Consider the following 24319-nt stretch of genomic DNA (forward strand, 5'->3'; position numbering starts at 1 on the left):
CCCGGTGGCACGGTCCCTCGAAGGCCCGGCGAGCCCGATGGCCGGAACCGCCGTGCCGCTGCTCCCCGTGGCTCGGTCCGTCGAAGGCCCGGCAGCCTCGACGACGGGAACCGCGGTGTCCTCGCTTCCGGTGGCACGATCCCTCGAAGACTTCGCCCCCACACCACTCCCGACGGCACGCACCATCGGAACCGCGGACCTCCCGGTCGCGCGAACCCCGGAAGGGACGCCCGCTCCGATGGCGGGAACCAGCGCGCAGCTCTCCGTCGCATCAGCCGTTGATGGCGTGGCGTCCGCGATGCCGCCGCTCCCGGTGGCACGAGCGACCGAAATCCCGGCACTTCCCGTGACTCGGGCCCTCGGCAATCCGGCCGCCCCGGTCTCGCGCGTCGTCGACGCCCCGGCACCCCACGCCGAACTCGCCTTCCGCGCGACCGAAGCACTGCCCGTCGCGAGGATCGCCGACCCGGTCCGACCGTCCACACCGGACCCGCCGCCTCCCACGCCGGTCGTCCAGCGTGATCCGGAACCGGCCGCCGCGCCCGCGCCGGCACCCGCGTCCACGCCGGCCGCGGTTCCGCACCAGCAGCCGCCGGAAACCGAAGAGCTCGTCAAGAAGCTGTTCGATCCGCTGCTGCGCCGTCTCAAGACCGAACTCCGTCTCGACCGGGAGCGCCGGGGCGCGCTCACCGATCGCCCGCACTGAAGGAGGAGCGCCGATGCCGGACACCGAAGAGGCCGTTGCCGTGTGCTACGTCGTCAAGCTGGACGACAAGAACCTCGGCAACCTCGGCGCGTTCTCCAGCTGCGACGGGCTCGGCTGCGAATTCGTCATGGAACAGCGGGAAGAGGGCGGCAACAACGGCATGGTCTGGCAGCTGCCGACCCGGATCAAGTACTCGAACATCAAGCTCTCGCGCCCGGTCACCGAGGCCAGCTCACAGATCACCAAGTGGTTCGCCAGCCTGGCCGGCGGGATCGAACGCAAGACCGCCACCATCGAGGCGCGCACCCTCGAAGGCAAGGTGATCGCCAGCTGGGCCCTCGAAGGCGTCGTCCCGGTGCGCTGGAGCGGGCCGCAGCTCTCGCCCGACTCGCCCAAGGTCGCCACCGAAACCCTCGAACTGGCCCACCACGGCTTCCTCAGCCCGGCGAAGAAGGGCTGACACGATGCCCTCGCCCGTCACCTTCACCTCGGCCGGCTCCCAGTCCACGGCGGCCTACAGTTCGGGCGCGCCCAGCAACCTCCAGCGCGCGGTGCTGAAAGTCCACAAGCCGCCGCAGTCCGGCGGGACCGGGCAGCCGCCCGGCGACTGGATGTTCGACATCGAGTTCCAGTTCAACCCCAAGGAGTTCTCGGTCAGCAAGAACGCCAAATGGGGCCGGGACGCCCAGCCCAACGCCAAGAAGAGCGCGCCGCCGCAGTTCAAGGGGTCCGATCCGGCGAAGCTCGCGCTGGAGATGTTCATCGACGCCACCGACAAGATGAACGACGCCGTCGTCAAGAAGGTCGAGCAGCTGTTCACCTGCTGCGTGGCCACCGAGGACAGCCGTCAGCACAAGAAGCCCTCACCGCCGTGGGTGATCTTCAAGTGGGGTGGCATGACCGGCTTCCCCGCCTACGTCTCCTCCGTCACCGCGAAGTACACGCTGTTCACCCCGTCGGGGACGCCGGTGCGCGCGGTCTGCACGGTCAACCTCGAGGAGATCTCCGGCGAGCTGGGCGGGCAGAACCCGACGTCCGGCGCGCTGGCCGCCCGGGACACGCACGTGCTCGTCGCCGGGGACTCGCTGCCCTCGGTGGCGTTCCGCGCCTACGGCGACGCCGGGAAGTGGCGCGCGATCGCCGACGCCAACGACATCGACGACCCGATGCGGCTGCGGCCCGGCACCCGGCTCCTGGTGCCCGCGCTGGAGGAGCTCGATGGCTAACGAGACCTTCACGAACACCCTCGTGGTCGAGGTCGAAGGCACCGCGCTGCCCGACGACGTCCGGGTGATGCTCGGTTACGCCTACGTCGACGACAGCCGGAACCTGCCGGACACCTTCGTGCTGCGCTTCCGCGACCCCGGGGCCGTCGTGCTGGAGAAGGGCAAGTTCAAGGTCGGGGCGAAGATCAAGCTCAAGGTCCAGACGTCCGACCCCGAAGCCCCGCAGGACCTGCTCTCGGGCGAGGTCACCGCGGTCGCCGTCGACCTGGACCCGCACGGCACGTTCACCGAGGTCCGCGGGTACGACCACGCGCACCGGCTGTTCCGCGGCCGCCGGGTCGCGGCGTACCCGAACATGACGATCGCGGACGTGGTGCGCAAAGTCGCCCGGCGCGCGAACCTGCCCACCGGGAAGATCGACGACGTCAAGGGCTTCGGCGGCCGGCCGAACACCCAGCTGAGCCAGGACAACGTCAGCGACTGGGAGTTCCTGTCCCGGCTGGCCGACGCGGTCGGCGCGCAGATCGCGGTCCGGGACGGCAAGCTGAACTTCGAGCTGCCGGAGAAGCCGTCCGGCGCGCCCTCCACGAGCACCAAGGCGACCGCCGACCCGCTGGTCCTCGAAGCCCACGGCACGCTGCTCAGCCTGCGCGCCAGCGTCACCGCGGCCGAGCAGGTCCCCGAGGTGCGGGTCAACGGCTGGGACTACGAGAACAAGCAGCCGATCACCGCCACCGCGACCCCGAAGAACGCGGGCACGGACGTGCCGGGGGTGGATCCGGTCGCGCTGGCCGGGAAGTTCGCGAGCCCGCCCTTCCTCGACGCCGCCACACCCCGGCGTACCCAGGGCGAGGCGGACGCGACCGCCAAGGCGCTGGCCGACCGGTTCGGCGGCGCGTGCACCGAACTCGACGGCGTCGCGAAGGGCAACCCGAAGCTGCGCGCGGGCGCCGCCGTCACGCTCACCGGCGTCGGCCAGCCCTTCTCGGGCAAGTACACGCTGACCAGCACTCGCCACCTGTTCAACGAGGAGGTCGGCTACACCACCGAGTTCGCCGTGTCGGGACGCCAGGAACGCTCGCTGTACGGCTTGGTCGCCGGCGGGGCGAAGCACTCGTCGTGGCCGGGTGTCGTCCCCGCGCAGGTGACCGACCTCAAGGACCCGGCGAAGCTCGGCCGCGTCAAGCTCACGTTCCCGTGGCTGGACAAGGAGTTCACCAGCACCTGGGCACGCACGGTCCAGGCGGGTGCGGGCAAGGACCGCGGCGCGCTGGTGCTGCCCGAAGTCGGTGACGAGGTCCTGGTGGGCTTCGAACACGGCGACTTCGAAGCGCCGTACGTGCTCGGCGGCCTCTACAACAGCAAGGACACGGCGCCGTCGAAGTTCACCAAGCCCGCCGTGGACGGCAACAGCGGGGAGGTCGCGCTGCGCGGGTTCGTCTCGCGGAAGGGCCACAAGCTCGAGTTCGCCGAGGACGACGGGATCATCCTGTCGTCGGCGGACGCGAAGTTCGTGGTCAAGATCGACCAGAAGAACCAGGTCATCGAGGTGACCAGCGGCAAGAGCGTCACGGTCAAGGCGCAGAACGGCGTGAGCATCGACGCCGGCGCCGGGCCGCTGGAGCTCAAGGGCCAGAAGGTGTCCGTGAAGTCCCAGACCGACGCCAGCATCGAGGCGACCAGCCAGCTCAAGCTGAACGGCACGGCGGGTGTGAAGGTCGAGGGCGCCACGGTTTCGGTCGCCGGCCAGGGCCAGACGGAGCTGACCGCCAGCGGTGTCGTCACCGTGCGCGGCAGCGTGGTCAAGATCAACTGACGGGGGAGCGACATGCCACCAGCCGCGAGGGTCGGCGACCCGACCGGGCACCCGGGCGTCATCGCCGGGCCCGGCGTGCCGACCGTGCTGATCGGCGGGATGCCCGCCGCGAACGTCGGGACGCTGCACACGTGCTCGTTCCCGCCGCCCGCGGTGCACCCGCCGACGCCGATCGCGCCGCCGGGCTGCCCGACGGTGCTGATCGGCGGCATGCCGGCCGCCCGGATGGGCGACCTGGCCACCTGCGGCGCGCCGATCGTCATGGGCTGCCCGACCGTCCTGATCGGAGGCTGAGGTGACGGTGAGCGGGAAAGACTTCCTCGGCCGGGGACTGGCGTTCCCGCTGCACACGGACGCGACCGGCTCGATCGCGCTCGTCGGCGGCGAGCGCGAGGTCGTCGAGAGCATCCGGCTGATCCTGGCGACCTCACCGGGCGAACGCCCGATGCGCCCCGAGTTCGGCTGCGCGGTGCACGACCTCGTGTTCGCGCCCGCCGACGCGGCGACCGCCGGGCAGATCGCCTACGAGGTGCGCACCTCGCTGGAGCGCTGGGAGCCGCGGATCACCCTCGACGACGTCGTCGTCAGCTTCGACGAGGCCGACCGGGGCACCCTGCTGATCGACATCCGCTACCGCCTGCGCGGCACCAACGACCCGCGCAACCTCGTCTTCCCCTTCTACGTCATCCCGCCGCACGAGTCCACAGAGGACGGTGCGTGATGACCCTCCCGATGCCCAACCTGGACGACCGCCGGTTCCAGGACCTGGTCGACGAAGCCAAGTACCTGGTCCAGCGCAACTGTCCGGAGTGGACCGATCACAACGTCTCCGACCCCGGCGTCACGCTGATCGAGACGTTCGCGCAGATGGTCGACCAGCTGCTCTACCGGCTCAACCGGGTGCCCGACCTGCACTACCTGCGCTTCCTCGACCTGATCGGGGTCCGGCTGTTCCCGCCCGCCGCGGCGCGGACGGACGTGACGTTCTGGCTCTCGGCCGCCCGCGACGTCCCGGTGGTCGTCGCGGCCGGCAAGCAGGTCGCGAGCGTGCGCAACGAGGTCGAGGACCCGGTGGTCTTCACCGTGGAACGCACGCTGGACATCGTGCCGTGCTCGCTCGCGCACCTGGCGACCAGCACGGCCGACACCGGCTCGCCACCGGTCGACCGCACCGACGAACTGCTGGTCGGCGGCGGCCCGGCGGTCTTCGCCGAGACCCCGGCCCCCGGCAACGCGGTCCTGTTCGGACTGTCGGACGCCGTGCCCGGCTGCGCGGTGCTGCTGCGGCTGGACTGCGAGGTCGAAGGGCAGGGCGTCGACCCGCGCGACCCGCCGTGGCTGTGGGAGGCGTGGGACGGCACCGGCTGGGCGGCGTGCGAGGTCGACCGGGACAGCACCGGTGCGTTCAACCGGTCCGGGGACATCGTGGTGCACGTCCCGCCCGGGCACGCGATGTCGGTGCTCGCCCGGCAGCGGGCCGGCTGGCTGCGCTGCCGCCTGGTCGAGGCCAGCCGGAACCAGCCGTTCTACCAGCGTTCGCCGCGGCTGCACGCGGTCGAGGCCTCGACCATCGGCGGCACGGTCGCCGCCGTGCACGCCGAGATCGTCCGCAACGAGGTCGTCGGGACCTCCGACGGCACCCCCGGCCAGCGGTTCCCGCTCGGACGTCCCCCGGTGGTCGTCGGCGAGGGCGAACTGGTCGTCGAGGTCTCGGGCCCGGACGGCTGGCAGCAGTGGACGGAGGTCCGCTCCTTCGCCGACTCCGGCCCGGACGACCGCCACGTCATGCTCGACCGCGTGGGCGGCGAGGTCGCGTTCGGCCCCGCGGTGCGCCAGCCCGAGGGCGGGCTCCGCTACTACGGGGCGTTCCCGCCCAAGTCCGCCGCGATCCGGGTGCCCGAGTACCGGTCCGGGGGCGGGCGGCGCGGCAACGTCGCCCGCGAGGTCCTCGAGGTGCAGCGGGACCCGATCCCGTTCGTCAGCAGCGTGGTGAACCGGCGGCCGGCGATCGGCGGGGTGGACGGCGAGTCGGTGCGGGACGCGGCGGTCCGCGGTCCGCTGCTGCTGCGCACCCGCGACCGCGCGGTCACCGCCGAGGACTACGAACAGCTCGCGCGCGAAGCGGCGCCGGAAGCGGCCCGGGTGCGGTGCATCCCGGCACACGGCGCCGACGGCCGCGAGACCGGCGCGATCCGGGTCCTCGTCGTGCCGGCGGTGCCCGACACCGGCGAACTCGCCTTCGCCACCTTGATGCTCGAAGCCGGCATGCGCGCCCGCATCGAGCGTCACCTCGGCGAACGCCGCTGCGTGGGTGCGCTCGTGTCCGTGGAGCCGCCGTTCTACCAGGGCGTCACGGTGGTCGCGCGGCTGCGGGCCCGGCGCCGGACGACGGCGGGCACGCTGGGCGCCCGGGCGAGCCAAGCTCTCTACGACTACTTCAACCCGATCAGCGGCGGCCCGGACGGCGACGGCTGGCCGTTCGGGCGCCCGGTGCAGTCGGGGGAGGTGTTCGCGGTGCTGCAGCGGCTTCCCGGCGTCGAGCTGGTGGAGGACGTGCGCCTGTTCGCCGCGAACCCGATCACCCGCGAACGCGGCGAACAGGTCGACCGGCTCGACCTGCCGCCCAACGCGCTGGCGTTCTCGTTCGGGCACCAGGTCCGGGTCCGGGAGGCGGGCGCATGAGGACGGGGATCCCGGGGCTGCCGAGCCCGCACCCGATCGGCGAGCAGCTGCCCTCGGTGTACGCCGAGGACCGGTTCGTGCAGGGCTTCACCGGCGCGCTCGACGAAGTCCTCGCCCCGGTCATCTCCACTTTGGACAATTTTTCGGGCTACCTCGACCCGGGCGTGGCGCCCGCCGACTTCGTCGGCTGGCTGGCCCACTGGGTCGCGCTGGGCGTCGACGAGAGCTGGCACCCGGACCAGCTGCGGCAGCTGGTCACCCGCTCGGTCGAGCTGCACCGGTGGCGCGGCACGCGCCGCGGCCTCACCGAACACGTGCGGCTGCTGACCGGCGGCGCGGTCGAGGTGACCGACAGCGGCGGGGTCGTCGCCGACCCGCAACCGGGCGCGCCGCTGCCGGACCCGGGACCGCCGTGGGTGCAGGTGCGCGTGCGGGTGCCCGACCCGGCCCGGGTCGACGTGCGCCGGCTGACGGCGACGGTCGTGGATGCGGTGCCCGCCCACGTGCGGGTCACGGTGGAAGTGCTGGAGGGCTAGCGGATGGTCATCTACGCGGAGTGCGGGCACCAGGGGCCCGCCGACGTCGAGTTCTGCGGCGAATGCGGCCGCTACCTGAAGTGGGACGACGACGGCCCGGTCGCGGTGCGGTCGCAGCCGGTGGTGCAGCAACAGCACCAGCAACAGCAGCAGGTCGTCCAGCCCGCCGAGCCGATCGCCCCGGTCCGGCAGCCGGTGCAGCCGGCCGTGGAGGAGCAGGTCCTCACCCCGGGCGACCTGATCTGCGGCCGGTGCGGCAAGGGCAACGCGCCGGCCCGGAACTTCTGCAGCCGCTGCGGCGCGTCGCTGGCCGAGTCCGAGGTCGTCAAGACGTCGTGGTGGCGGCGGTTGTTCGGCCGCAAGCCGAAGGAGCTGAAGGCGGGGGCGCGGCCCGGCAAGGACGGCGTCCGCCGCCGGGCCGGCCGGACCGGGGCCGCGCGCCGGACCGTGGGCAAGGTGCTCCGCCGGACCGTCGCGGTGGCGCTGATCTTCTCGGCGCTGATCTACGCGCTGTACCAGCCGTTCCGCGGGGCGATCAACACCGCGGCGGTGGGGCTGTGGAGCCAGGTGACCGGCATTTTCGAGGCGAAGCTGAACCCGATCCACCCGATCAAGGTGAGCGCGACCGCGCAGGCCGACGGGCACGCGGCGCCACTGGTCACCGACAACGCCAAGAACACGTTCTGGGCGGCCCCCGGCGACCGGGAACAGGTGCTGGTGTTCACCTTCGACCACCCGGCGGACCTGCGGAAGGCGATCGTGTACTCCGGTGACGCGGCGAACTTCCCGGCCGCGCACCGGCCGCAGAAGCTGCACCTGGTGTTCTCCACCGGCAAGACCTACGACATGGTGCTGGCCGACACGCCGGACTCCCAGGAAGTCCCGATCGAGAACAGCGCCGGCGCCACGAGCGTCGAGCTGCACGTGACCGGGCTGTACCGCTCGCTCAACGGCACGGACGTCGCGATCTCCGAGATCGAGCTGTTCGAAGCCGGCTGATCCACCGAAGGTTTTGGGGAGGACCGACCATGCGCGCGAACCGAGCGGTGGCGGGCATCGCGGTCGTCGCGGTGCTCGGCGGCTGGGCGATCAGCGGAGCGCTCGCGCCGACCGAGGCACAGGCACCGGCACCGGTGGCCTCGCCGTACCGCGTCGGGTACGTCAGCGAGGCCACCACCGGCCTGTACCAGGCGACCGGCGAAGGCGCGGTGCCGGCGCTGCCCCGCACCGTCGGCAGCGTCGACTCCGACGCGTCCGCGGGCACCGGAGGCATCGTGTGGGTGAGCCACCGCGCCGCGGCCGCCGGTGGTGCCGAGCGGGACGGCGAGCTGTGGTACCTCCGCGACGGCGCCCCGGCGGCGTTGCAGCTGACGAACGACGACGCCGTCGACCTCCACCCGGCGCTTTCGCCGGACGGCCGCACGGTCGCGTTCGCCTCCGAACGTGCCGGCGGCCGGCAGCTCTTCGTGATCGGCGTGGACGGCCGCGGCCTCCGCCAGGTGACGTCCGGCCCGGCCGCCGACGACTCGCCGAGCTGGTCGCCCGACGGCACCCGCCTGGCCTTCAGCAGCACCCGTGACGACCCGGCCGGGGACATCTACACCGTCGGAGCCGACGGCGGGACGCCGGCGCGCCTGACCGCCGACCCGGCCGCCGACACCCAGCCGGCGTGGGGTCCGGCGCGGATCGCGTTCACCACGACCCGCTTCCACCCGGCCGGCGACGTGGTGCTGATGGCCGACACGGGCGGCGCGGTCACCCGGGCGGTCCCCGACCCCGGGGATTCGGCCGAGCCGGCGTGGTCGCCCGACGGCGCTCGCCTGGCCTTCACGACCCGCGCGCAGGATCCGCTCGGCGACGTCAAGCAGGTCGAGGGCGGCACGGTGTCGGTCATCTCGGCCCTGTCGGCCATCGGCGAGACCGAGCCGGCGTTCCGCGCGGACGGCCGGGCGGTGTTCACCGAGCTGCGCGCGAGCGGAACCACGGACATCTGGAGCGCGGACGCGACCGGCGGCGACCGCCGGGACCTGACGAACCGCCCGGGCGCCGGCGAGTTCGACCCGGCCTTTTCCGCCGACGGCTCCCAGCTGGCCTACACCCAGGCCGGCCCCGGCGAGGCTTCCTCGAGGACCGAGATCATCGTGGCGAACGCCGACGGCGGCGCACCCCGGCCCCTGACCGGCCCGAGGGACGGGACCAAGCGCGAGCAGCACCCGGCCTGGTCGCCGGACGCGACGGCGATCGCCTTCACCAACACGGCCGTCCGCGGCGAGAGCCGCTTCGACACCGTGCGGATCGTCCGCGTCGCCGACGGCCGCATCCTGGGCGAAATCCCGATCCCGCCGTACCTGTCCGGCGACGACTCGCAGCCGGTGTGGTCGGCCGACGGCACGAAGGTCACGCTGACGCGGGCGGCCTCGCGGATCGCGCCGCCTCCGCCGGGCCGGGTGCAGCCGACGGTGGTCGACATCCCGGTCGGGCAGGGCTCTTCGGCGGCGATCCCCAAGACCGTGCCGACCGACAAGGTGCCGGCCAAGCCGGACATCGTGCTGCTGATGGACCAGACCAGCTCGATGGGCACCGCGCTGGCCGCCATGCAGGCCAACCTGACCGAGGTCATGAAGACCATCACCACGGCGCAGCCGGAAGCCCAGTACGCCGCCGTGGCGTTCGGCGATCGCGACGACGGCATCGACGAAAACAACCCGAACGGCCGCCTGTTCCAGGTGCAGCGGGACCTGACGAAGGACCAGGCCGAGATCACGAAAGCCTTCGCGAAGATCACCATCGGCGGCGGGATCGACACCCCGGAGGACTGGATCTACGCCCTGGACCGCGTCGCCACCGGCGCGGTCACCTTCCGGCCGGACAGCAGCCGGATCGTCGTGCTGGTCGGCGACGCGCCCAGCCACGACCCGAGTGGCGTTCCCCAGCACCCCGACCAGGGCGTGACGCTCACCCAGGCGATCGAGCACCTGAAGGCACAGGGCATCCAGGTGGTCGCGGTGTCGGCCGCGGGCGGCGGCGGTGGCCTGGACGGCGACCCGGCCCACCAGGCGACCCAGGTGACGGACGCGACCGACGGTGTGCTGGCCAGCACGGACCCGGCCAACATCAGCGCCGTGATCACCGAGAAGATCGGTGACCTGAAGGTGAAGGTGCAGCCGGTGCCGTTCTGCGACCCGGGGCTGACCCTGACGTTCACCCCCGAGGGGACGCAGCAGGTGCCGGGCGGGACGACCGCGAACTTCACCGAATTCGCGGCCGTCGCGGCCACCGCGCCCCTCGGGGCCGTCCTGCACTGCCGGGTCGAGTTCCGGCTGGCCGGCGAGCCCACCGTGCGGCCCGGCTACACCGAGGACGTCACCGTCCGGGTCAAGGACCCGCGACTGCCGCTGATCACCCTGCACGACAAGACGGTCACCGGTACCGCGCCCACGGTCGTCGAATATCCCGTGACCGCGATCGACGCCGACCGCGAAACCCCGCTCACGCCGTTCTGCACGCCGTCGTCCGGCAGCCTCTTCCCGGTCGGCGCGACGACCGTGACCTGCACGGCGACCGGGCGGGGCGGCACGGCCACCGAGACCGCCGTGGTGTCGGTCGACCCCGGCGGGGAGTTCCGCCAGGAGCTGTGGCAGGTCGCGCTCGCCGCCGGGCCGGACAGCGTCGCCTTCGGCACCCAGCGGAACTTGTCGCCCTCGTTCGGGACACCCTGCGGCGCCGGCGCGCAGGGTTCGGCGGACGTCTCGCCGGACGGTGCCGCGCTCGTCTTCCAGAACGACCTCCGGCAGCTCTGCGTGGCACCCGCCGGCGGTGGCCGCGCCCGGGTGCTGGTGACCTCCGGCGACGAAGGCGGATCCGTGGACGATCCGGCCTGGTCGCCGGACGGCACGCTGGTCGCCTTCGACAGCACGCCCGGCGAATCCCTGCCGAGCATCAGGATCGTGCCGTCGGCCGGGGGCGCGGCCAAGCCGCTGATCGACGGACCGGGCGGCGCCGGGCAACCGGCGTTCCAGCGGATCGCCGACGTCGGGGTGACCGCCACCGCCGTCCCGGCCGCCATCCCGTTCTCCGGGCTCACGACGTTCGAGTTCGTGGTCACCAACCACGGCGCCGCCGCGGCGCCCGGGACCGGGCTGTTCGTCCGGCTGACCGCGGGGCTGCGGCCGCAGGCGCCGATCACCGGCGCGGGCACCTGCACGCCGGACCTCGTCTGCGCCTTCGGCACGCTCGCGCCGGGTGCGCAGGCGCGGGTGCGGTTCAGCGCCACCGGCGCCGAACCCGGGCCGCAGGCCGCGATCGGCACGATCACCACGGCGGGCCCGGACGCCGACAAACGGGACGACTCCGCCACGGCCGTGGTCACCGTCGGCGAGAAGCCGGTGCCCCCGGTCACGCCGGGATCGCTGTCGGTGGGCCTGGCGGTGTCGGCGGTCCCGCTGTTCGTCGGCGGCGACGACGTCGTGCTGACCTTCCTGGTGCACAACGGATCCGGGGCGCCGATGCCGGACGTCCGCCTGGTCACCCAGCTGCCGCCGCAGCTGCCGGCGACCTCGGTGCCGCCGGGGTGCGCGCCGGGCGGCGGCAGCTGTGCGCTCGGGACGCTCGCGCCCGGCCAGACCGTCGAGATCCGGATCGCGCTGGCGGCCGCGGCCGCGGCGGACGCGCCGGTGGCCGGCACGGCCAGCACCAGCGGGCCGGACAGCAACCCCGCCGACAACACGGCCAGTGCCCGGGTGGTGATCCGCCGGCCGGTGGTGACCGTGGACCCGGGCGTCGGCCCCGTCGGCTCCGTTCCGCGCGTGACGGGCACGGACTTCCCGCCGGGTGCGACCGTCCGGCTGGCCTGGTCGGCCGGGATCTCCGAGACACCGGGCCTGGCGACCGTCGGCGTCGACGGGAAGTTCGAGGCGCAGTTCCTGATCTTCCACCACGACCTGATCGGGCCGCGGACGGTGTCGGTCACCTCGGTGAGCGGGCCCAAGTTCGGGACGGCACAGTCGAACCCGATCCTGGTGGTGCTGCGCACCGAGCAACCCCCGTTCATCAGCCGCGGCTGAGCCACCGTCGCGCTCGCAGTGAATGACTCATTCCTGGCGTCCGAAGCCAGGAATGAGTCATTCACCGCGCTCGGGACCGCTGCCCGTAGGGGCAACCACCGGCGCACGGCCGCACACCCGTCCGCCGGTGCCGGATCCGCACCACGAAAGGGAGACTTCGGCGCATGGGAGCAACGGCGACGCTGTCCGAGGCCGGCCTGGTCGCGGAACCCGGCCAGGAGACCAGCTGCACGGTGACCATCCGGAACGCCGGGCAGGTCGTCGACCAGTTCGCGGTCGACGTGGTCGGCAACGCGAGTGGCTGGGCCACCGCGGAACCGGCCACGGTCAACCTCATGCCGGGGGAGACCGGGACGGTCACCGTGCGGTTCGCGCCGCCGCGATCATCCGACGTCCCCGCCGGGACGATCCCCTTCGGCGTCCGGGTGTTCTCGAGCGAGGACCCCGCCGGCTCGGTCGTCGAGGAGGGCACCGTCGAACTCGGCGCCTTCACCGAGGTGACCGCCGAGATCGTGCCGGCCAAGGTGGAAGGCAGCTCCAAGGCCGACTTCGAGGTCGCCGTCGACAACCGGGGCAACCGGCCGGTGGTGGTCGAGCTGAGCCCGCTGGACCCGGAGGACGAGCTCGACTTCCGGCTCGAGCGCGACCGGGCCGAGCTGGCGCCGGGTACCGCCGCGTTCATCCGGATGCGCACCAAGCCGCGGAAGCGGTTCCTGCGCGGGCAATCCGTCCGGCACCGCTTCCAGGTGTTCGTCGTCGCCGACGGGGCCGAGCCGCTCAAGACCGAAGGCACCATGGTGCAGCGGCAGCTGCTGCCGAAGTGGCTGCTGCCCGCGCTCGCCGCGCTGCTCGTCCTCCTGCTCGCCCTCGTGACGCTGTGGTTCACCGTGCTGCGGCCCGCGGTGAAGTCGGCCGCCCGCGAGGCCGCCGAAGAGCAGAACCACGAGATCGTGAAGGCGGCGCAGGACGCCGGTGCCGGGGCCGACCAGGCGAAGAAGAACGCCGACCAGGCCAAGCAGAACTCCGAACAGGCGATGAAAGCCGTCGGCCTCACCCCGCCGGGCGACAACCCCGCACCGCCGGGTTCCGGTCCCGGGACGCCGCCCCCGACCCGCGTTTCGAACGCCGCGGCCGACGGGACACCGACGGACTTCCGGGTGGCCGCGGACGCGAAGATCGACTCGAACGTCAACCGGTTCGCCGAGTTCCCCTACACCCTGCCGGACGCGAGCAAGACGCTGGTGATCACCGACCTGATCCTGCAGAACCCGCGCGGTGACACCGGAACCCTGCGGCTGCTGCGGGATTCCGGCGGCACCAAGACCGTGCTGCTGGAGGTCGGGCTCTCGAACTTCCGCGACCTCGACCACCACTGGCTGCAGGCCTGGCGGTTCCAGCCGGGGGACAAGATCGTGCTCGCGGTCAGCTGCCAGAACCCGGGGGACCGGGGCCACTGCACGCCGTCGGTCTCCTTCTCCGGCCGCGTCGAGTGAGCCGTGCTAGATCAGCCCTTCACGCATGGCGAACGCCACCGCGTGGGCGCGGTTGCGGAGCTGGAAGCGGTTGGTGATGTCGTGCAGGATCGACTTCACCGTCCGCTCCGAATAGCTCAGCTGATCGGCGATCTCCTTGGTCTCGAACCCGTCGGCGACCAGCCGCAGCACCCGGGTTTCCCGCTGGGACATCCCGGCGAGGTCCCAGCCGTTCGGGCGCAGCACGTCCCGCTGCAGCCGGGAGACCCGCGACAGCAGGCGGCCCAGCAGGTCGGGCGGCAGCGCGCCTTCGCCGACGGCCGCGGCTTTGACCAGCCGCACCAGCGTGTCCGGGGTGGCGTCGGCCCGGCGGATGATCGCCGAAACGCCGTTGCCCACCACGTCCAGCAGCTCCGAGTCCTCCACCTCCCCGGCGACCAGGACGACACCCACGTGACCGGCGCACTGCAGGCTGCGCAGCAGCTGCCGGGCTTCCTCGTTCAGCCGCTCCACGATGACCAGCACCACGGCGGGCTCGCCGGCGTCCTCGTCGGCGAAGCGGATTTCGGGACGTGACCGCAGCGCGGCCGTGACGCCCGCGTGGGTGATGGTGTCGGTGGCGTGCAACAGCACCGGAACCTGGTCGGTGATCATCGGTGAGGCCCTCCCTCGAACGACGTCGGATCGTTCCACTCCCAAGGATCGTGGTGCGGACGCCTGCCGAACAGGGACATGGAGTCCCGATCTGTCCCGCTTTCCTTACTCCGATCGGGCAATGCCGGCCTCTTTGGCCTTGGCGATGGCCTGGGTCCGGTCGGTGACCCGGAGCTTGCGGAAGATGTGGGACACGTGGTTGCGCACGGTCTTCTGGCTCAGCACCAGCTCTTCGGCGATCGACGCATTGCCCATGCCCCGCGCGACGAGCCGCAGGATCTCCTGCTCGCGCAGGGTGAGCCGCGGGAACGACTCGTCGCGCGGGGTCGCCGTCCCCAGCAGCGACAGCACCCGGGTCGCGATCGCCGGGCTGAAGATGGCTTCGCCGTCGCCGATCACCCGCACCGCGCGGATGATCTGCTCGTTGCGCGCGCCCTTGAGCAGGTAGCCGCGGGCGCCCGCGCGCATCGCGGCGAACACCGCGGCCTCGTTCTCGAACATGGTCAGCATGAGCACGCCGGTGTGCGGACTCGCGCTCACGATCCGCCGGGTCGCCTCGATCCCGTCCAGGTCCGGGAGGTTCAGGTCCATCAGGACGACGTCGGGTTCGAGCCGGCCCGCGTCGGCGACGGCGGTCAGGCCGTCGGCCGCCTCGCCGGCGACCTCCATGCCGTCGGTGGCGTCGAGCATCGCGCAGAGCGCCGCGCGGAAAACGGGGTGGTCGTCCACCACGAGGACGCGCAGGGACCCGAACACCGCCTCACTTCCCCGCGGCGAGGGGGAGCCAGGCGGCGATCCGCGTGCCACCGGAGGAAACCGGCTCGACCCGGCAGCCGCCGCCGAGGTCGCCGGCGCGTTCCCGCATCGACCGCAGCCCGGTCCCGCCGACCGTGGGCAGGGCCTCGCCGTCGGTGCCCACGCCGTCGTCGACGATCTCCACGTGCAGGTCGCCGTCGAGCGGCCAGAGGTGGACCGTGCACTCGCGGGCCCCGGAATGGCGGGCGACGTTCACCAGCGCTTCGCGGATGATCCGGTAGGCGGTGACCTCGACCTCCGCCGACAGCGGCGGCAGCTCCCCGCCGACTTCGACTTCGACCCGCAGCGGCCCGTGTTCGGCGGGCACCCGCCCGGTGAGCGTGGCGGCGTACCGGCGCACGGCCAGGACCAGCCCGGCCTCGTCGAGGGCCGGCGGCCGCGCGTCGGCCACGATCCGCCGCAGGTCGGTGATCGCGCCGTAGAGCTCGTCCTCGAGCCGGGCCAGCAGGTGCTCGGTGCCCGCCCGGTCCCGCCCGATCAGGTCCCGGGCGGCGCGCAGCCCGAGCACGGCGGCCGTGAGCGTCGGCCCCAGCCCGTCGTGCAAATCGTGGAGCACCCGTTTCAGCCGGTCTTCGTACCCCGCGGGACGACCGAAGTCGGCGACGACGAATGTCCGGCGCATGTTCTCCCCGTCCGCCAGAAATGATCCGGCACCCCCCTCGCGAACCGGGGTACCAGCCCTCGTGCGGGTAGCCCAGCCGGCTGCTCCATTTCGCGTAGCGGGATGGTCACCCGCTGTACTAATCGCCGCATCCTGCCCCGGCGTTTCATTCGGAGCCACCGTCACAGGTCACGGTATGGTCCCGATGCGGAAACGCTCGTAACGGTGCAGGTCCACGTGATGATCCGTCTGGCCCAGCGCGGCCGGGCCGTCAAAAACCATTCATGAACTGCGCCGCGAACCGGTGGAAACTCGACAAAGCCGGGACGCTGCACTTTTGGGAAGTCGCACGGCGGATGGAGCAGAAGGCGGCGGACAATTGGCGGAATGGCAACAGGGCCGCGTGGCCGTTGCGTTTCGCCGGCTGTTTCGTGGGCCGGGGGTGCCTGCCTTTCGCTAACGGATCTCGGCGGGGCCGGGCGCGGGAAGTTCGGCGAGCTGGACCACGGCGCCGGCGTCGGCCGTGCTGTGCCGGGCCAGCTCGGTGAAGAAGCGGGCCACGTGGCCGGTCGCCAGGTGCGCCCGGAACGCGTCGGTGTCGGCGTAGACCTCGTAGAGGTGAAACGTCCCCGGTTCCGCGACCGCGCGGAACGACCGGAACTCCCGGCAGCCGGGCTCGCGCCGCACCGCGGCCGTCAGGGTCGTGATGGCCGCGGCCAGCTGTTCCTCGTGGCCGGGGACCGCCCGGACGACGGCGACCATCGGCCGTTCGCCGGGCGGCAGGTCGGCGCCGACCTCGGGCATGAACCGCCGGTCGTCGGTGCTCACGGGACCACGACCGGCGTGCCGGGCAGCGCCAGCCGGACGGGGATCTCCGGGGCGATGCGGGCCACCGCGTCGGCGTAGTGGCGCGGGTCCTGGTCGCCCTTGGTGATCATCCGGTCGCCCAGGCGGCCACTGTGGAAGGCGTAGTGGTGCGGGATCGCCAAGGCCGGCTTCAGGGCCGCGGTCAGGCCGGCTGCCTCCTCGGCGTCCATCACCACCTGCTCGAGGTGCATCGGCCGGATGCACAGGCCGTTCGTCGGGAGGATGGCCAGGTCGACGGGACCGAACCGGTCCGGGATCGTGTCCAGCTCCGGGACCCGCAGCGAGTCGCCGCCGAAGAAGACCGTGCGGTCGCCGGCCTGGATGACGAACGTGACTTCGTGGACGCCGTGTTTGCCCGGCGTCGCCGTCACCGTGAGGTCGCCGACCGTGGTGGCCTCCCACGCTTCGACGACGCGGATGTCGCGGAAACCCTTGTCCCGCGCGATGGCCGCGACCGTGCCGGGCCCGATCAACGGGGTGCCGAGGTCGAAGCCGCCGTCCACGAGGCCGTCGAGGTCGCAGTGGTCGTAGTGCTCGTGGCTGACCACGACCGCGTCGACCCGGCCCAGGCCGGCGACGGTCGAGGCCACCGGCTCGCCCTGGTAGTAGGTCGCGGCCTGGGTGAACCACGGGTCGGTCAGGACCCGCAGCCCGCCGATTTCGATCAGCTGGCAGGCGTGCCCGATGCGGGTCACGCTCAACGAAGTGGGCATGCTGGTTCTCCTGTGTCAGTTGCCGAGGTCGAGCAGAGCGCCGAGCAGTTCCTCGGGCGTCTCCACCTGCGGCAGGTGGCCGGTGCGGGGGAGCAGGGTGAACGTCGACAGCGGGATGGCGTCGGCGAAGGCCTTCCCGTACCCCGGTCCGGCGATGCCGTCGCTTTCGCCCCAGATCACGTGCACGGGGAGGTCGAGTTCGCCGAGCCGCTTGGCGAGTGTCGGGTCGGCCATGGCCGGGCCGGTGTAGCCGATCAGGGCCTGCACGTCCGGGCTCGGCCCGGTACCCCCGCCCGCCGGCGGCACCGGAGCCTTGCCCGGGTCGTGAAAGGACAGTGCCCGGATCTCCGGGAGGGACATGGTGCTGATGTCGGTCAGCGGGTGGCCTTCGACTTCGATGCCGATCCCGTCGACGATCACCGCGCCGCTGACCCGCGGGCTCTTCTGGAGGGCGATCTCGGCGGCCAGCCAGCCGCCGAAGGAGTTGCCGACCACCGTGACGTCGGTGAGGTCGAGTTGGTCCAGCAGCCCGACGTACATCCGGGCCAGTTCGGTCACGCCGGTCAGGCTTTCGGCTTTCGGCGTGCCGGCGAAGCCCGGGTGGGTGGGCAGCAGCACCCGCGAGTGGGTGCGTTCGGCGAGCAGGTCGGCGAAACCGGCCATCGTCGCGACGCCGCCGCCACCGTGCAGCAGCAGGAAGGGCCGGGTGCGGTCGCGGTCCTGGAGGGTCACCTCGGCGGCGTCGACGGTGCGGGTTTCGGTGCGGGTGGGCCGGAGTGACCCGGCCGCGGGGAGAGTCGTCATGGTTCCTTCTCGATCGCGGAGGCTCGTACCTAAGGAACCTTATATAAGGTTCCTTAGATAAGCAACCTGACTTCGATGGGTTAGGGTGATCCGCATGAAGTACCGCCCCGGCGACGTCTCCCTGGCCGTCAAGCGCCTGCAGTACCGCCACCACCGAGCACTGAGCCGGGTCCTGGCGCCGCTGGGGCTTTCGCTCGTGCAGTGGGACACCCTGCGTCACCTGCACCGCCGCCCGGACGCTTCGCTGCACGAGCTGGCGGTGCTGACCTTCCAGACCGACCAGTCCTTCGGTTCGCTGGCCACCCGGATGGCCGAGCGGGGGCTCATCGAACGCGTCCCCGGCCCGGGACGCGCGGTCCGGCACCGGCTGACCCCGGAAGGCGCCCGGCTGCGCGCCGAAGGCCAGGACCTCGTCGACGGCGTCGTCGAGGCGTCGTTCCGCGACCTGTCGGAGGCGCAGATCGACCAGCTGGGCGAGCTGCTGGACCGCGCCTTGGGGCCGGACCCGACCGCGTAGTCCGCTCAACCACCACAGCGTCAGCGACCTCGCCCAGTACCGAGGAAAGTGTATAACGTCATATACGGCGTGGGTGATCCCGACAAAATTCACGACCAAACAACACGCATCAAAACCGCTTGGACCGCACCGACCGATCAGCCGGTGACCTTCCGCGCCACCCCGCCGTAGAGCTGCGTGTTGGTGTACGGATCGTTCGACACGTCACCCGGACCACCCGGCCGCCACAGCGCGCAGCCGACCAGGCCGGGTTCGATCAGCTGGAAGTCGCCGAACATCGACTCGACTTCGCGGTACGTGCGGGTGGTTGCCTGGTCGTGGCCTCTGGCCTGGTTGAACGTGCCCACGAGGCGGTTCATCCGGTTGCCTTCCTGGTCGCTGACCATGTGCGAGATCGCCAGGTAGCTGCCGGCCGGGAGGCGGCGGCGGTACTCGGCGAGCAGCCGGTGGGGCTCGCCGGCGTCCGGGATCCAGTGCAGCATGGCCACCATCAGCAGGCCGATCGGTTCGCCGAAGTCGAGCCGGCGCAGTTCCGGGTCGGCGAAGATCCCGTCCGGGGCGGTGAAGTCCCCGTGCGCGATCGTGGCGTGTTCGCTGGTGCGCAGCAGCATCTTGCTGTGCGCGACGGCGATGGGGTCGCGGTCGACGTAGACCACGCGGCACCCCGGGTCGATCTCGCCGGCGATCTGGTGGACGTTGCCCACCGTGGGGATGCCCGAGCCGATGTCGAGGAATTGCCGGATGCCCAGGTCCATCAGCGTGCGGACGACCCGGCCGAGGAACGCGCGGTTGAGCCGGGCGACGTCCCGGATGCCGGGCATGACCTTCTCGGCCTGTTCGGCGGCCTCGCGGTCGGCTTGGAAATTGTGCGCGCCGCCCAGGAGATAGTCGTAGGTGCGGGAACTGCTGGGTTTCGTCGTGTCGATACCCGGAGGAACCCATTCCTCTTGCTGGTGTTGTGTCATCGCGTCCCACCTCGCTCGCCTTCGAACGAAGAACATACTCACTCCGGCGGCGGTGCCGATTACGCCATCGGTGTGACGCCAATTCAGCCGATGGGTGCTGTCGCGTGCGGCCGATCGGGCCTAGGGTGGCAGTCCTCCTTCCGGACAGCCAAGGAGAGGAAATGGACGTCCCGGTCGCGCCAGGCCGTCGGATCCTGCTGGGACACACGCCGTCGCTGTTGCGGCAGCGGGTCGGGTTCACGTCTTCGTTGGGTGCGCACGGCGATATCGTGCGGCTCTTCCTCGGTCCGTTGGAGACGTATTTCCTGACGAGTCCGGAGTTGGTCAATCACGTCCTCGTCACGCAGGGGACCAGCTTCTCGAAAGGGATCATCTTCGATCGTTTCCGGCCGTTCATGGGAAACGGGCTGGTCATGTCGGAAGGGGCGTTCCACCTGCGGCAGCGGCGGTTGGTGCAACCGGCGTTCCACGGTGCCCGGATCGCCTCGTACGCGGCCACGATGGTGCGGGCCACCGGGGAATTGACCGGTACCTGGCGGGCGGGGGAGGTGCGCCGGCTGGACGCGGACATGCAGCGGCTGGCCGTCACCGTCGTGGGGGAGACGCTCTTCGCCACCGAACTGGGGCGGCGGGCGGTCGCGGAGGCACGCCGGTCGATCCCGGTGGTGCTGAAGGCGGGGATGGTCCGGGCGCTGTCGCCGCGGTTCCTCGAACACGTTCCGGTGATTCCCGCCAACCGGCGGTTCGACCGGGCCGTCGACCGGCTCCGGCGGGTCGTGCAGGAGGTCATCACCGGATGGCGGGCCACGGGGGAGGACCAGGGTGATCTGCTGTCCATGCTGATGCTGGCCCGGGATCCCGGGACCGGTGACGGGATGACCGACGATCAGGTCTACGACGAGGTGATCACGTTGCTGACGGCGGGCAGTGAGACGAGCGCCGTCGCGCTGACGTGGCTCTTCCACGAGCTGGCCCGGCACCCGGAGGTCGAGCGGCGGGCGCGAGCCGAGGTGGACGAGGTGCTGGCCGGCCGCTCGGCCACTTTCGGTGACGTCGCGAAGCTGGCGTACCTGCGCCGGGTCGTCAGTGAGGTCTTGCGGATGTACCCGATTTGGATTCTGATGCGGCGGGCCCTGCGGGACGTCGAACTCGGCGGGGTGCGGCTGGCCGCCGGTACGGAGGTCATGTTCAGTCCGTTTTCGCTGCATTTCGATCCGCGGTTTCACGAAGATCCGGATCGGTTCGATCCCGATCGGTGGTTGCCCGAGCGGGCGGCGCGCATTCCGAAGGGGGCGTATGTGCCGTTCGGAGCGGGTGGCCGGCAATGCATCGGGCAGGCTTTCGCGCACACGGAGATCACTTTGGTTGCGGCGTCGGTGCTGGCCGGGTGGCAGTTGTTCCCGGTGCCGGGGGTGCCGGTGCGGTTGACGGTGACTTCGGCCGCGTATCCCGACCGGATGCCGATGACTGTCGTCCCGCGGCGGGTGGCCTGAGCGGCACCGGAAATCGATCGGCCCGGTTCCTTGATCGACCTTGGTTCTTGATCAGTTCTGTTTCTTGATCGCTTTGTCAGTTTGCTCGGCACCGTTCTCTTTCGGAGGTAGTTCTTCGTGTTCGGATTCCGTGGTGGGATGAAGCGCGCCGCCGGTCGTCGCCGGCGGGCCACCGTGCTCGTGCTGGTGGCACTCGGCTTCCTGCTGGTGCCCGTGTCGGCCAGAGCGGAGGGTGCGAGCTGCCGGGAGCTGTACTTCCCGGTGACGCTCGTGGCGCTTCCGCAGACGATGCACGGCACCTTGTGCGTGCCGTCCGGTGGCGCGGGCACGGTGCAGGTGCTGATTCCCGGCGGTACGTACAACAGTTCCTACTGGGACATCGGGTACCAGCCGGAGATCCGGTCCTACCGGCTGGCGATGAACAACGCCGGGTACGCCACGCTGGCGCTCGACCGGCTGGGTACCGGGCGCAGCACCACGCCGCCGAGCGCGGTGTTGACGACGATCACCGAAGCGGCCGTGGTGCACCAGGTGATCCAGGCTGTCCGGTCGGGTGCGCAGGGGCCGCGCTTCGGCAAGGTGATCCTGGCGGGGCATTCGTTCGGTTCCGGGACCGCGAGCATCGAGGCGGCCACGTTCCACGACGTCGACGCCGTGCTCGTCACCGGGCTGGCCCACCGGTTGAACCTCACCGGGACGGCGGCGGTCTTCGCGGCCACCTACCCGGCCTTGCTCGATCCGCGGTTCGTCACCGGCGGCTACGACCCCGGCTACCTGACGACGCTGCCGGGCACGCGGTACTCGATCTTCCATTCGCCCGGGCCGAAGGTGGACGGGGCGATCGCCTTCGACGAGGCGACGAAGGACACTTCCGCGTACGAGCAGGCGGCCGACCTGTTCCCGATCGGGATCATCGCGCCGTACTCGCTGCTGATCGACCGGCCGGTGATGGTCGTGCTGGGCCAGGATTCGGTCTTCTGCGGGCTGCTGGCCACCAACTGCTCGTCCGCGGTCGCGATCAAGACCTCCGAGACGCCGTACTACGGGGCCGGGGTGGACCTGACGACGTACGCGTTGCCGGGTTACGGGCACGCGATCAACTACGCGCCCAACGCGCCCGACTACTTCCGGGCGGTCATCGACTGGGCGAACCGGAAGGTCGGCCGCTGAGGCGCACGATGGATTGAGCACGACGCAGGGGTGGGCGACGCCCGGGTTCGGTGGCGGCCGGTGAGCAAGCCGCCGGGGGTGGCGGCGATCGGGCGGGGGCCGGGCCGGGTTCGCCGGAGCGGCACACCGCGCCGGCGGCCATGAGCCGGCCGAGGGGGCGGCCGTCGCTACCGCTGCCGTGCGCGGTCGTGCACCGTGACCTCCACCGACGGGAGTGCGGCGGTCAGTGCGGCCGGGGGCACCTCAGCCGGCGACGGCCAGCGACTGCGCCCCGGCATAGCCGGCGGCGTCGATCCCGACGGCGCCGACCGCCGCCGTGTGGACCGCGCTGAGCAGGCCGGCCGCCATGATCGTTGTGATGCGGGCAGCCTCGGCGTCGAATTCGCGACGCCGTTCAGCGGGGGTCTCGAAAGTTTCGAATTGCCGCCCCCGTGTAAATTTCACGGCCCCATCGTCCTTTGTGGACCTATGACAAGCCGTTGAGGAGGCAAAGCGCACCGGCCCGGCGTCGGGTCCGCGGGCCGCACGTGCGTGGATTGACAATTCCGCTTCGGGAAGTCCAGGCTTGCGCCACGCATGTTAGCGATAACAGTTGTCGTCTTGCTCATGCGCATACCGATCTGGCCGTCCAACGGCGGGTAGCTGACCGGGAGAAGGTCGTCATGAACAGAAGAAGTTTGAGCCGCGGGAGCCGGCACTCGATCGCCGTGCTCGCCGCCGCGGCGACAGTCGCGGTGACGGCGTTGTTCGGGGCCGGTGCGGCCCAGGCCGACGTCACCGGCGCCCTGCGCGGCGTCGGGTCGGGTCGCTGCCTGGACGTCCAGAACGCCAGTCAGACCGACGGCACCGGAGTGCAGATCTACGACTGCTCGGGTGGCGCCGGCCAGCAGTGGACGTCGACGGCCAGTGGCCAGCTGACGGTGTTCGGCAAGTGCCTGGACGTGGCCGGCAGCGGGACCACCGCCGGCACCAAGGTGCAGATCTGGACCTGTCACGGCGGGGCCAACCAGCAGTGGCGGGTGAACACCGACGGCTCGGTGGTCGGCGTGCAGTCCGGGCTCTGCCTGGACGTCACCGGCGCCGGGACGGCCAACGGAACCGCGGTGGCGCTCTGGACCTGCCACGGCGGCACCAACCAGCAGTGGACGGGCCTGTCGGGCACGCCGACGACCACGACCACCACGACGACCGGGGGGAACACCGGCTGCACCCTGCCGTCGTCCTACCACTGGACGTCGTCCGGTGCGCTGGCGCAGCCGAAGAACGGGTGGCTCTCGCTCAAGGACTTCACCAACGTCGTCTACAACGGCAAGCACCTGGTCTACGGCTCGACGGTCAACTCGTCCGGGTCCTACGGCTCGATGGCGTTCAGCCCCTTCACCAACTGGTCCGACATGGCCTCGGCCGGGCAGAACGGCGCGAACTCCGGCACCGTGGCCCCGACGCTGTTCTACTTCGCGCCGAAGAACATCTGGGTGCTGGCCTACCAGTGGGGCTCCTGGCCGTTCATCTACCGCACCTCGAGCGACCCCACCAACCCCAACGGGTGGTCCGCGCCGCAGCCGCTGTTCACGGGCAGCATCTCCGGCTCCGGCACCGGCCCGATCGACCAGACCCTGATCGCCGACGGCTCGAACATGTACCTGTTCTTCGCCGGTGACAACGGCAAGATCTACCGGGCCAGCATGCCGATCGGGAACTTCCCGGGCAGCTTCGGGTCGTCGTACACGACGGTCATGAGCGACTCGCAGGCCAACCTGTTCGAGGCGGTCGAGGTCTACAAGGTCCAGGGCCAGAACCAGTACCTGATGATCGTCGAGGCGATGGGCTCGGGCGGCCGCTACTTCCGCTCGTTCACCTCCAGCAGCCTCGGCGGTTCGTGGACCCCGCAGGCGGCCAGCGAGAGCAACCCGTTCGCGGGCAAGGCCAACAGCGGCGCGACGTGGACGAACGACATCAGCCACGGCGACCTGGTCCGCACCAACCCCGACCAGACCAAGACGATCGACGCCTGCAACCTCCAGCTGCTCTACCAGGGCAAGGACCCGGCTGCGGGCGGCGACTACAACCGGCTCCCGTGGCGGCCGGGCTTGCTGACGCTGCGGCGTTGATCGCCTGAACGGCTGCTCGACAGGAGGAGCCCCGGCCGCTGGACGGCCGGGGCTCCTCTTCGTCGCGGGCCCGTTTCGCACCGAATTCACCGGGAATTGCGCTGCCT

At 71.4% G+C, this 24319-nt stretch carries 22 protein-coding genes; 15 read left to right on the plus strand and 7 right to left on the minus strand.

Features of this window, described 5'->3' with window-relative positions; all coding sequences use genetic code 11:
- Positions 1–346: 346 nt before the first annotated feature.
- From AB0F52_RS38225 to AB0F52_RS38275, 11 genes are all read left to right on the plus strand, one after another.
- A complete protein-coding gene (locus AB0F52_RS38225; protein ID WP_360181606.1) occupies positions 347–706 on the plus strand; it encodes a hypothetical protein in 360 nt (119 codons plus the stop codon).
- A gap of 13 nt (positions 707–719) precedes the next feature.
- Positions 720–1166: a phage tail protein gene (locus AB0F52_RS38230; protein ID WP_013226669.1), complete on the plus strand. Its 447-nt coding sequence runs from the start codon at positions 720–722 to the stop codon at positions 1164–1166.
- A 4-nt stretch (positions 1167–1170) separates the two neighbouring features.
- Positions 1171–1932, plus strand: a complete 762-nt coding sequence (locus AB0F52_RS38235) for a LysM peptidoglycan-binding domain-containing protein (RefSeq protein WP_360181609.1) — start codon at positions 1171–1173, stop codon at positions 1930–1932.
- Entirely contained in the window at positions 1925–3748 is a 1824-nt protein-coding gene (locus AB0F52_RS38240; protein WP_360181612.1) for a VgrG-related protein, read from the plus strand. The genes AB0F52_RS38235 and AB0F52_RS38240 overlap by 8 nt, the downstream gene beginning before the upstream one ends.
- A 12-nt stretch (positions 3749–3760) precedes the next feature.
- Positions 3761–4042 carry a PAAR domain-containing protein gene (locus tag AB0F52_RS38245; RefSeq protein WP_360181615.1) on the plus strand — a complete coding sequence of 94 codons (282 nt, stop codon included), beginning with the start codon at positions 3761–3763 and terminating at the stop codon, positions 4040–4042.
- Between the two features lie 7 nt (positions 4043–4049).
- The gene (locus AB0F52_RS38250; protein WP_360181618.1) at positions 4050–4469 is read left to right on the plus strand and encodes a GPW/gp25 family protein; all 420 of its coding nucleotides are present in this window, start codon (positions 4050–4052) and stop codon (positions 4467–4469) included.
- Positions 4469–6430, plus strand: coding sequence for a putative baseplate assembly protein (locus tag AB0F52_RS38255; protein WP_360181621.1), 1962 nt, complete (start codon positions 4469–4471; stop codon positions 6428–6430). The genes AB0F52_RS38250 and AB0F52_RS38255 overlap by 1 nt, the downstream gene beginning before the upstream one ends.
- Entirely contained in the window at positions 6427–6966 is a 540-nt protein-coding gene (locus AB0F52_RS38260; RefSeq protein ID WP_013226663.1) for a phage tail protein, read from the plus strand. The genes AB0F52_RS38255 and AB0F52_RS38260 overlap by 4 nt, the downstream gene beginning before the upstream one ends.
- 3 nt (positions 6967–6969) lie before the next feature.
- A complete protein-coding gene (locus tag AB0F52_RS38265; RefSeq protein ID WP_360181624.1) occupies positions 6970–7965 on the plus strand; it encodes a zinc ribbon domain-containing protein in 996 nt (331 codons plus the stop codon).
- 29 nt (positions 7966–7994) lie between these two features.
- Complete coding sequence (locus AB0F52_RS38270; RefSeq protein ID WP_360181627.1) at positions 7995–12029, plus strand: VWA domain-containing protein; 4035 nt, start codon at positions 7995–7997, stop codon at positions 12027–12029.
- 164 nt (positions 12030–12193) lie between these two features.
- Positions 12194–13522, plus strand: a complete 1329-nt coding sequence (locus AB0F52_RS38275) for a hypothetical protein (RefSeq protein WP_360181630.1) — start codon at positions 12194–12196, stop codon at positions 13520–13522.
- A gap of 6 nt (positions 13523–13528) precedes the next feature.
- Here AB0F52_RS38275 and AB0F52_RS38280 read toward each other — a convergent pair whose 3' ends face one another.
- From AB0F52_RS38280 to AB0F52_RS38305, 6 genes are all read right to left on the minus strand, one after another.
- Entirely contained in the window at positions 13529–14155 is a 627-nt protein-coding gene (locus AB0F52_RS38280; RefSeq protein WP_360181633.1) for a response regulator transcription factor, read from the minus strand.
- A gap of 105 nt (positions 14156–14260) precedes the next feature.
- A complete protein-coding gene (locus AB0F52_RS38285) occupies positions 14261–14911 on the minus strand; it encodes a response regulator transcription factor (RefSeq protein ID WP_360181636.1) in 651 nt (216 codons plus the stop codon).
- 4 nt (positions 14912–14915) lie between these two features.
- Positions 14916–15593: a sensor histidine kinase gene (locus tag AB0F52_RS38290; protein ID WP_360181639.1), complete on the minus strand. Its 678-nt coding sequence runs from the start codon at positions 15591–15593 to the stop codon at positions 14916–14918.
- Between the two features lie 435 nt (positions 15594–16028).
- Complete coding sequence (locus tag AB0F52_RS38295; RefSeq protein WP_360181642.1) at positions 16029–16400, minus strand: antibiotic biosynthesis monooxygenase; 372 nt, start codon at positions 16398–16400, stop codon at positions 16029–16031.
- A complete protein-coding gene (locus AB0F52_RS38300; protein ID WP_360181645.1) occupies positions 16397–17152 on the minus strand; it encodes an MBL fold metallo-hydrolase in 756 nt (251 codons plus the stop codon). The genes AB0F52_RS38295 and AB0F52_RS38300 overlap by 4 nt, the downstream gene beginning before the upstream one ends.
- Before the next feature lie 15 nt (positions 17153–17167).
- A complete protein-coding gene (locus AB0F52_RS38305) occupies positions 17168–17956 on the minus strand; it encodes an alpha/beta hydrolase (protein ID WP_360181648.1) in 789 nt (262 codons plus the stop codon).
- A gap of 94 nt (positions 17957–18050) precedes the next feature.
- On the opposite strand from AB0F52_RS38305, the gene AB0F52_RS38310 reads away from it, so the two are divergent.
- Positions 18051–18473: a MarR family transcriptional regulator gene (locus AB0F52_RS38310; RefSeq protein WP_360181651.1), complete on the plus strand. Its 423-nt coding sequence runs from the start codon at positions 18051–18053 to the stop codon at positions 18471–18473.
- Between the two features lie 137 nt (positions 18474–18610).
- Here the strand turns inward: AB0F52_RS38310 and AB0F52_RS38315 are convergent, their stop codons facing one another.
- A complete protein-coding gene (locus AB0F52_RS38315) occupies positions 18611–19438 on the minus strand; it encodes an SAM-dependent methyltransferase (protein ID WP_360181653.1) in 828 nt (275 codons plus the stop codon).
- Positions 19439–19599: 161 nt separating this feature from the next.
- Here AB0F52_RS38315 and AB0F52_RS38320 point away from each other — a divergent pair, with 161 nt between their 5' ends.
- The 3 genes from AB0F52_RS38320 (at position 19600) to AB0F52_RS38330 (ending at position 24212) form a co-directional block, all read left to right on the plus strand.
- Entirely contained in the window at positions 19600–20931 is a 1332-nt protein-coding gene (locus AB0F52_RS38320; protein ID WP_360181656.1) for a cytochrome P450, read from the plus strand.
- A gap of 138 nt (positions 20932–21069) precedes the next feature.
- Positions 21070–22101: an alpha/beta hydrolase gene (locus AB0F52_RS38325; RefSeq protein ID WP_360181659.1), complete on the plus strand. Its 1032-nt coding sequence runs from the start codon at positions 21070–21072 to the stop codon at positions 22099–22101.
- 662 nt (positions 22102–22763) lie between these two features.
- Complete coding sequence (locus AB0F52_RS38330; RefSeq protein WP_360181662.1) at positions 22764–24212, plus strand: non-reducing end alpha-L-arabinofuranosidase family hydrolase; 1449 nt, start codon at positions 22764–22766, stop codon at positions 24210–24212.
- Positions 24213–24319: the final 107 nt, after the last annotated feature.

Origin of the sequence: Amycolatopsis sp. NPDC024027, assembly GCF_040638975.1 — a bacterium.
Classification (GTDB): Bacteria; Actinomycetota; Actinomycetes; order Mycobacteriales; family Pseudonocardiaceae; genus Amycolatopsis.

Coding starts and splice junctions, on each gene's coding strand:
- AB0F52_RS38270 (WP_360181627.1), top strand. CDS start 7,995: ATGCGCGCGAACCGAGCGGTGGCGGGCATCGCGGTCGTCGCGGTGCTC.
- AB0F52_RS38330 (WP_360181662.1), top strand. CDS start 22,764: ATGAACAGAAGAAGTTTGAGCCGCGGGAGCCGGCACTCGATCGCCGTG.
- AB0F52_RS38325 (WP_360181659.1), top strand. CDS start 21,070: ATGAAGCGCGCCGCCGGTCGTCGCCGGCGGGCCACCGTGCTCGTGCTG.
- AB0F52_RS38290 (WP_360181639.1), bottom strand. CDS start 15,593: ATGCGCCGGACATTCGTCGTCGCCGACTTCGGTCGTCCCGCGGGGTAC.
- AB0F52_RS38265 (WP_360181624.1), top strand. CDS start 6,970: ATGGTCATCTACGCGGAGTGCGGGCACCAGGGGCCCGCCGACGTCGAG.
- AB0F52_RS38255 (WP_360181621.1), top strand. CDS start 4,469: ATGACCCTCCCGATGCCCAACCTGGACGACCGCCGGTTCCAGGACCTG.
- AB0F52_RS38235 (WP_360181609.1), top strand. CDS start 1,171: ATGCCCTCGCCCGTCACCTTCACCTCGGCCGGCTCCCAGTCCACGGCG.
- AB0F52_RS38310 (WP_360181651.1), top strand. CDS start 18,051: ATGAAGTACCGCCCCGGCGACGTCTCCCTGGCCGTCAAGCGCCTGCAG.
- AB0F52_RS38230 (WP_013226669.1), top strand. CDS start 720: ATGCCGGACACCGAAGAGGCCGTTGCCGTGTGCTACGTCGTCAAGCTG.
- AB0F52_RS38305 (WP_360181648.1), bottom strand. CDS start 17,956: ATGACGACTCTCCCCGCGGCCGGGTCACTCCGGCCCACCCGCACCGAA.
- AB0F52_RS38300 (WP_360181645.1), bottom strand. CDS start 17,152: ATGCCCACTTCGTTGAGCGTGACCCGCATCGGGCACGCCTGCCAGCTG.
- AB0F52_RS38275 (WP_360181630.1), top strand. CDS start 12,194: ATGGGAGCAACGGCGACGCTGTCCGAGGCCGGCCTGGTCGCGGAACCC.
- AB0F52_RS38260 (WP_013226663.1), top strand. CDS start 6,427: ATGAGGACGGGGATCCCGGGGCTGCCGAGCCCGCACCCGATCGGCGAG.
- AB0F52_RS38240 (WP_360181612.1), top strand. CDS start 1,925: ATGGCTAACGAGACCTTCACGAACACCCTCGTGGTCGAGGTCGAAGGC.
- AB0F52_RS38245 (WP_360181615.1), top strand. CDS start 3,761: ATGCCACCAGCCGCGAGGGTCGGCGACCCGACCGGGCACCCGGGCGTC.
- AB0F52_RS38320 (WP_360181656.1), top strand. CDS start 19,600: ATGGACGTCCCGGTCGCGCCAGGCCGTCGGATCCTGCTGGGACACACG.
- AB0F52_RS38280 (WP_360181633.1), bottom strand. CDS start 14,155: ATGATCACCGACCAGGTTCCGGTGCTGTTGCACGCCACCGACACCATC.
- AB0F52_RS38315 (WP_360181653.1), bottom strand. CDS start 19,438: ATGACACAACACCAGCAAGAGGAATGGGTTCCTCCGGGTATCGACACG.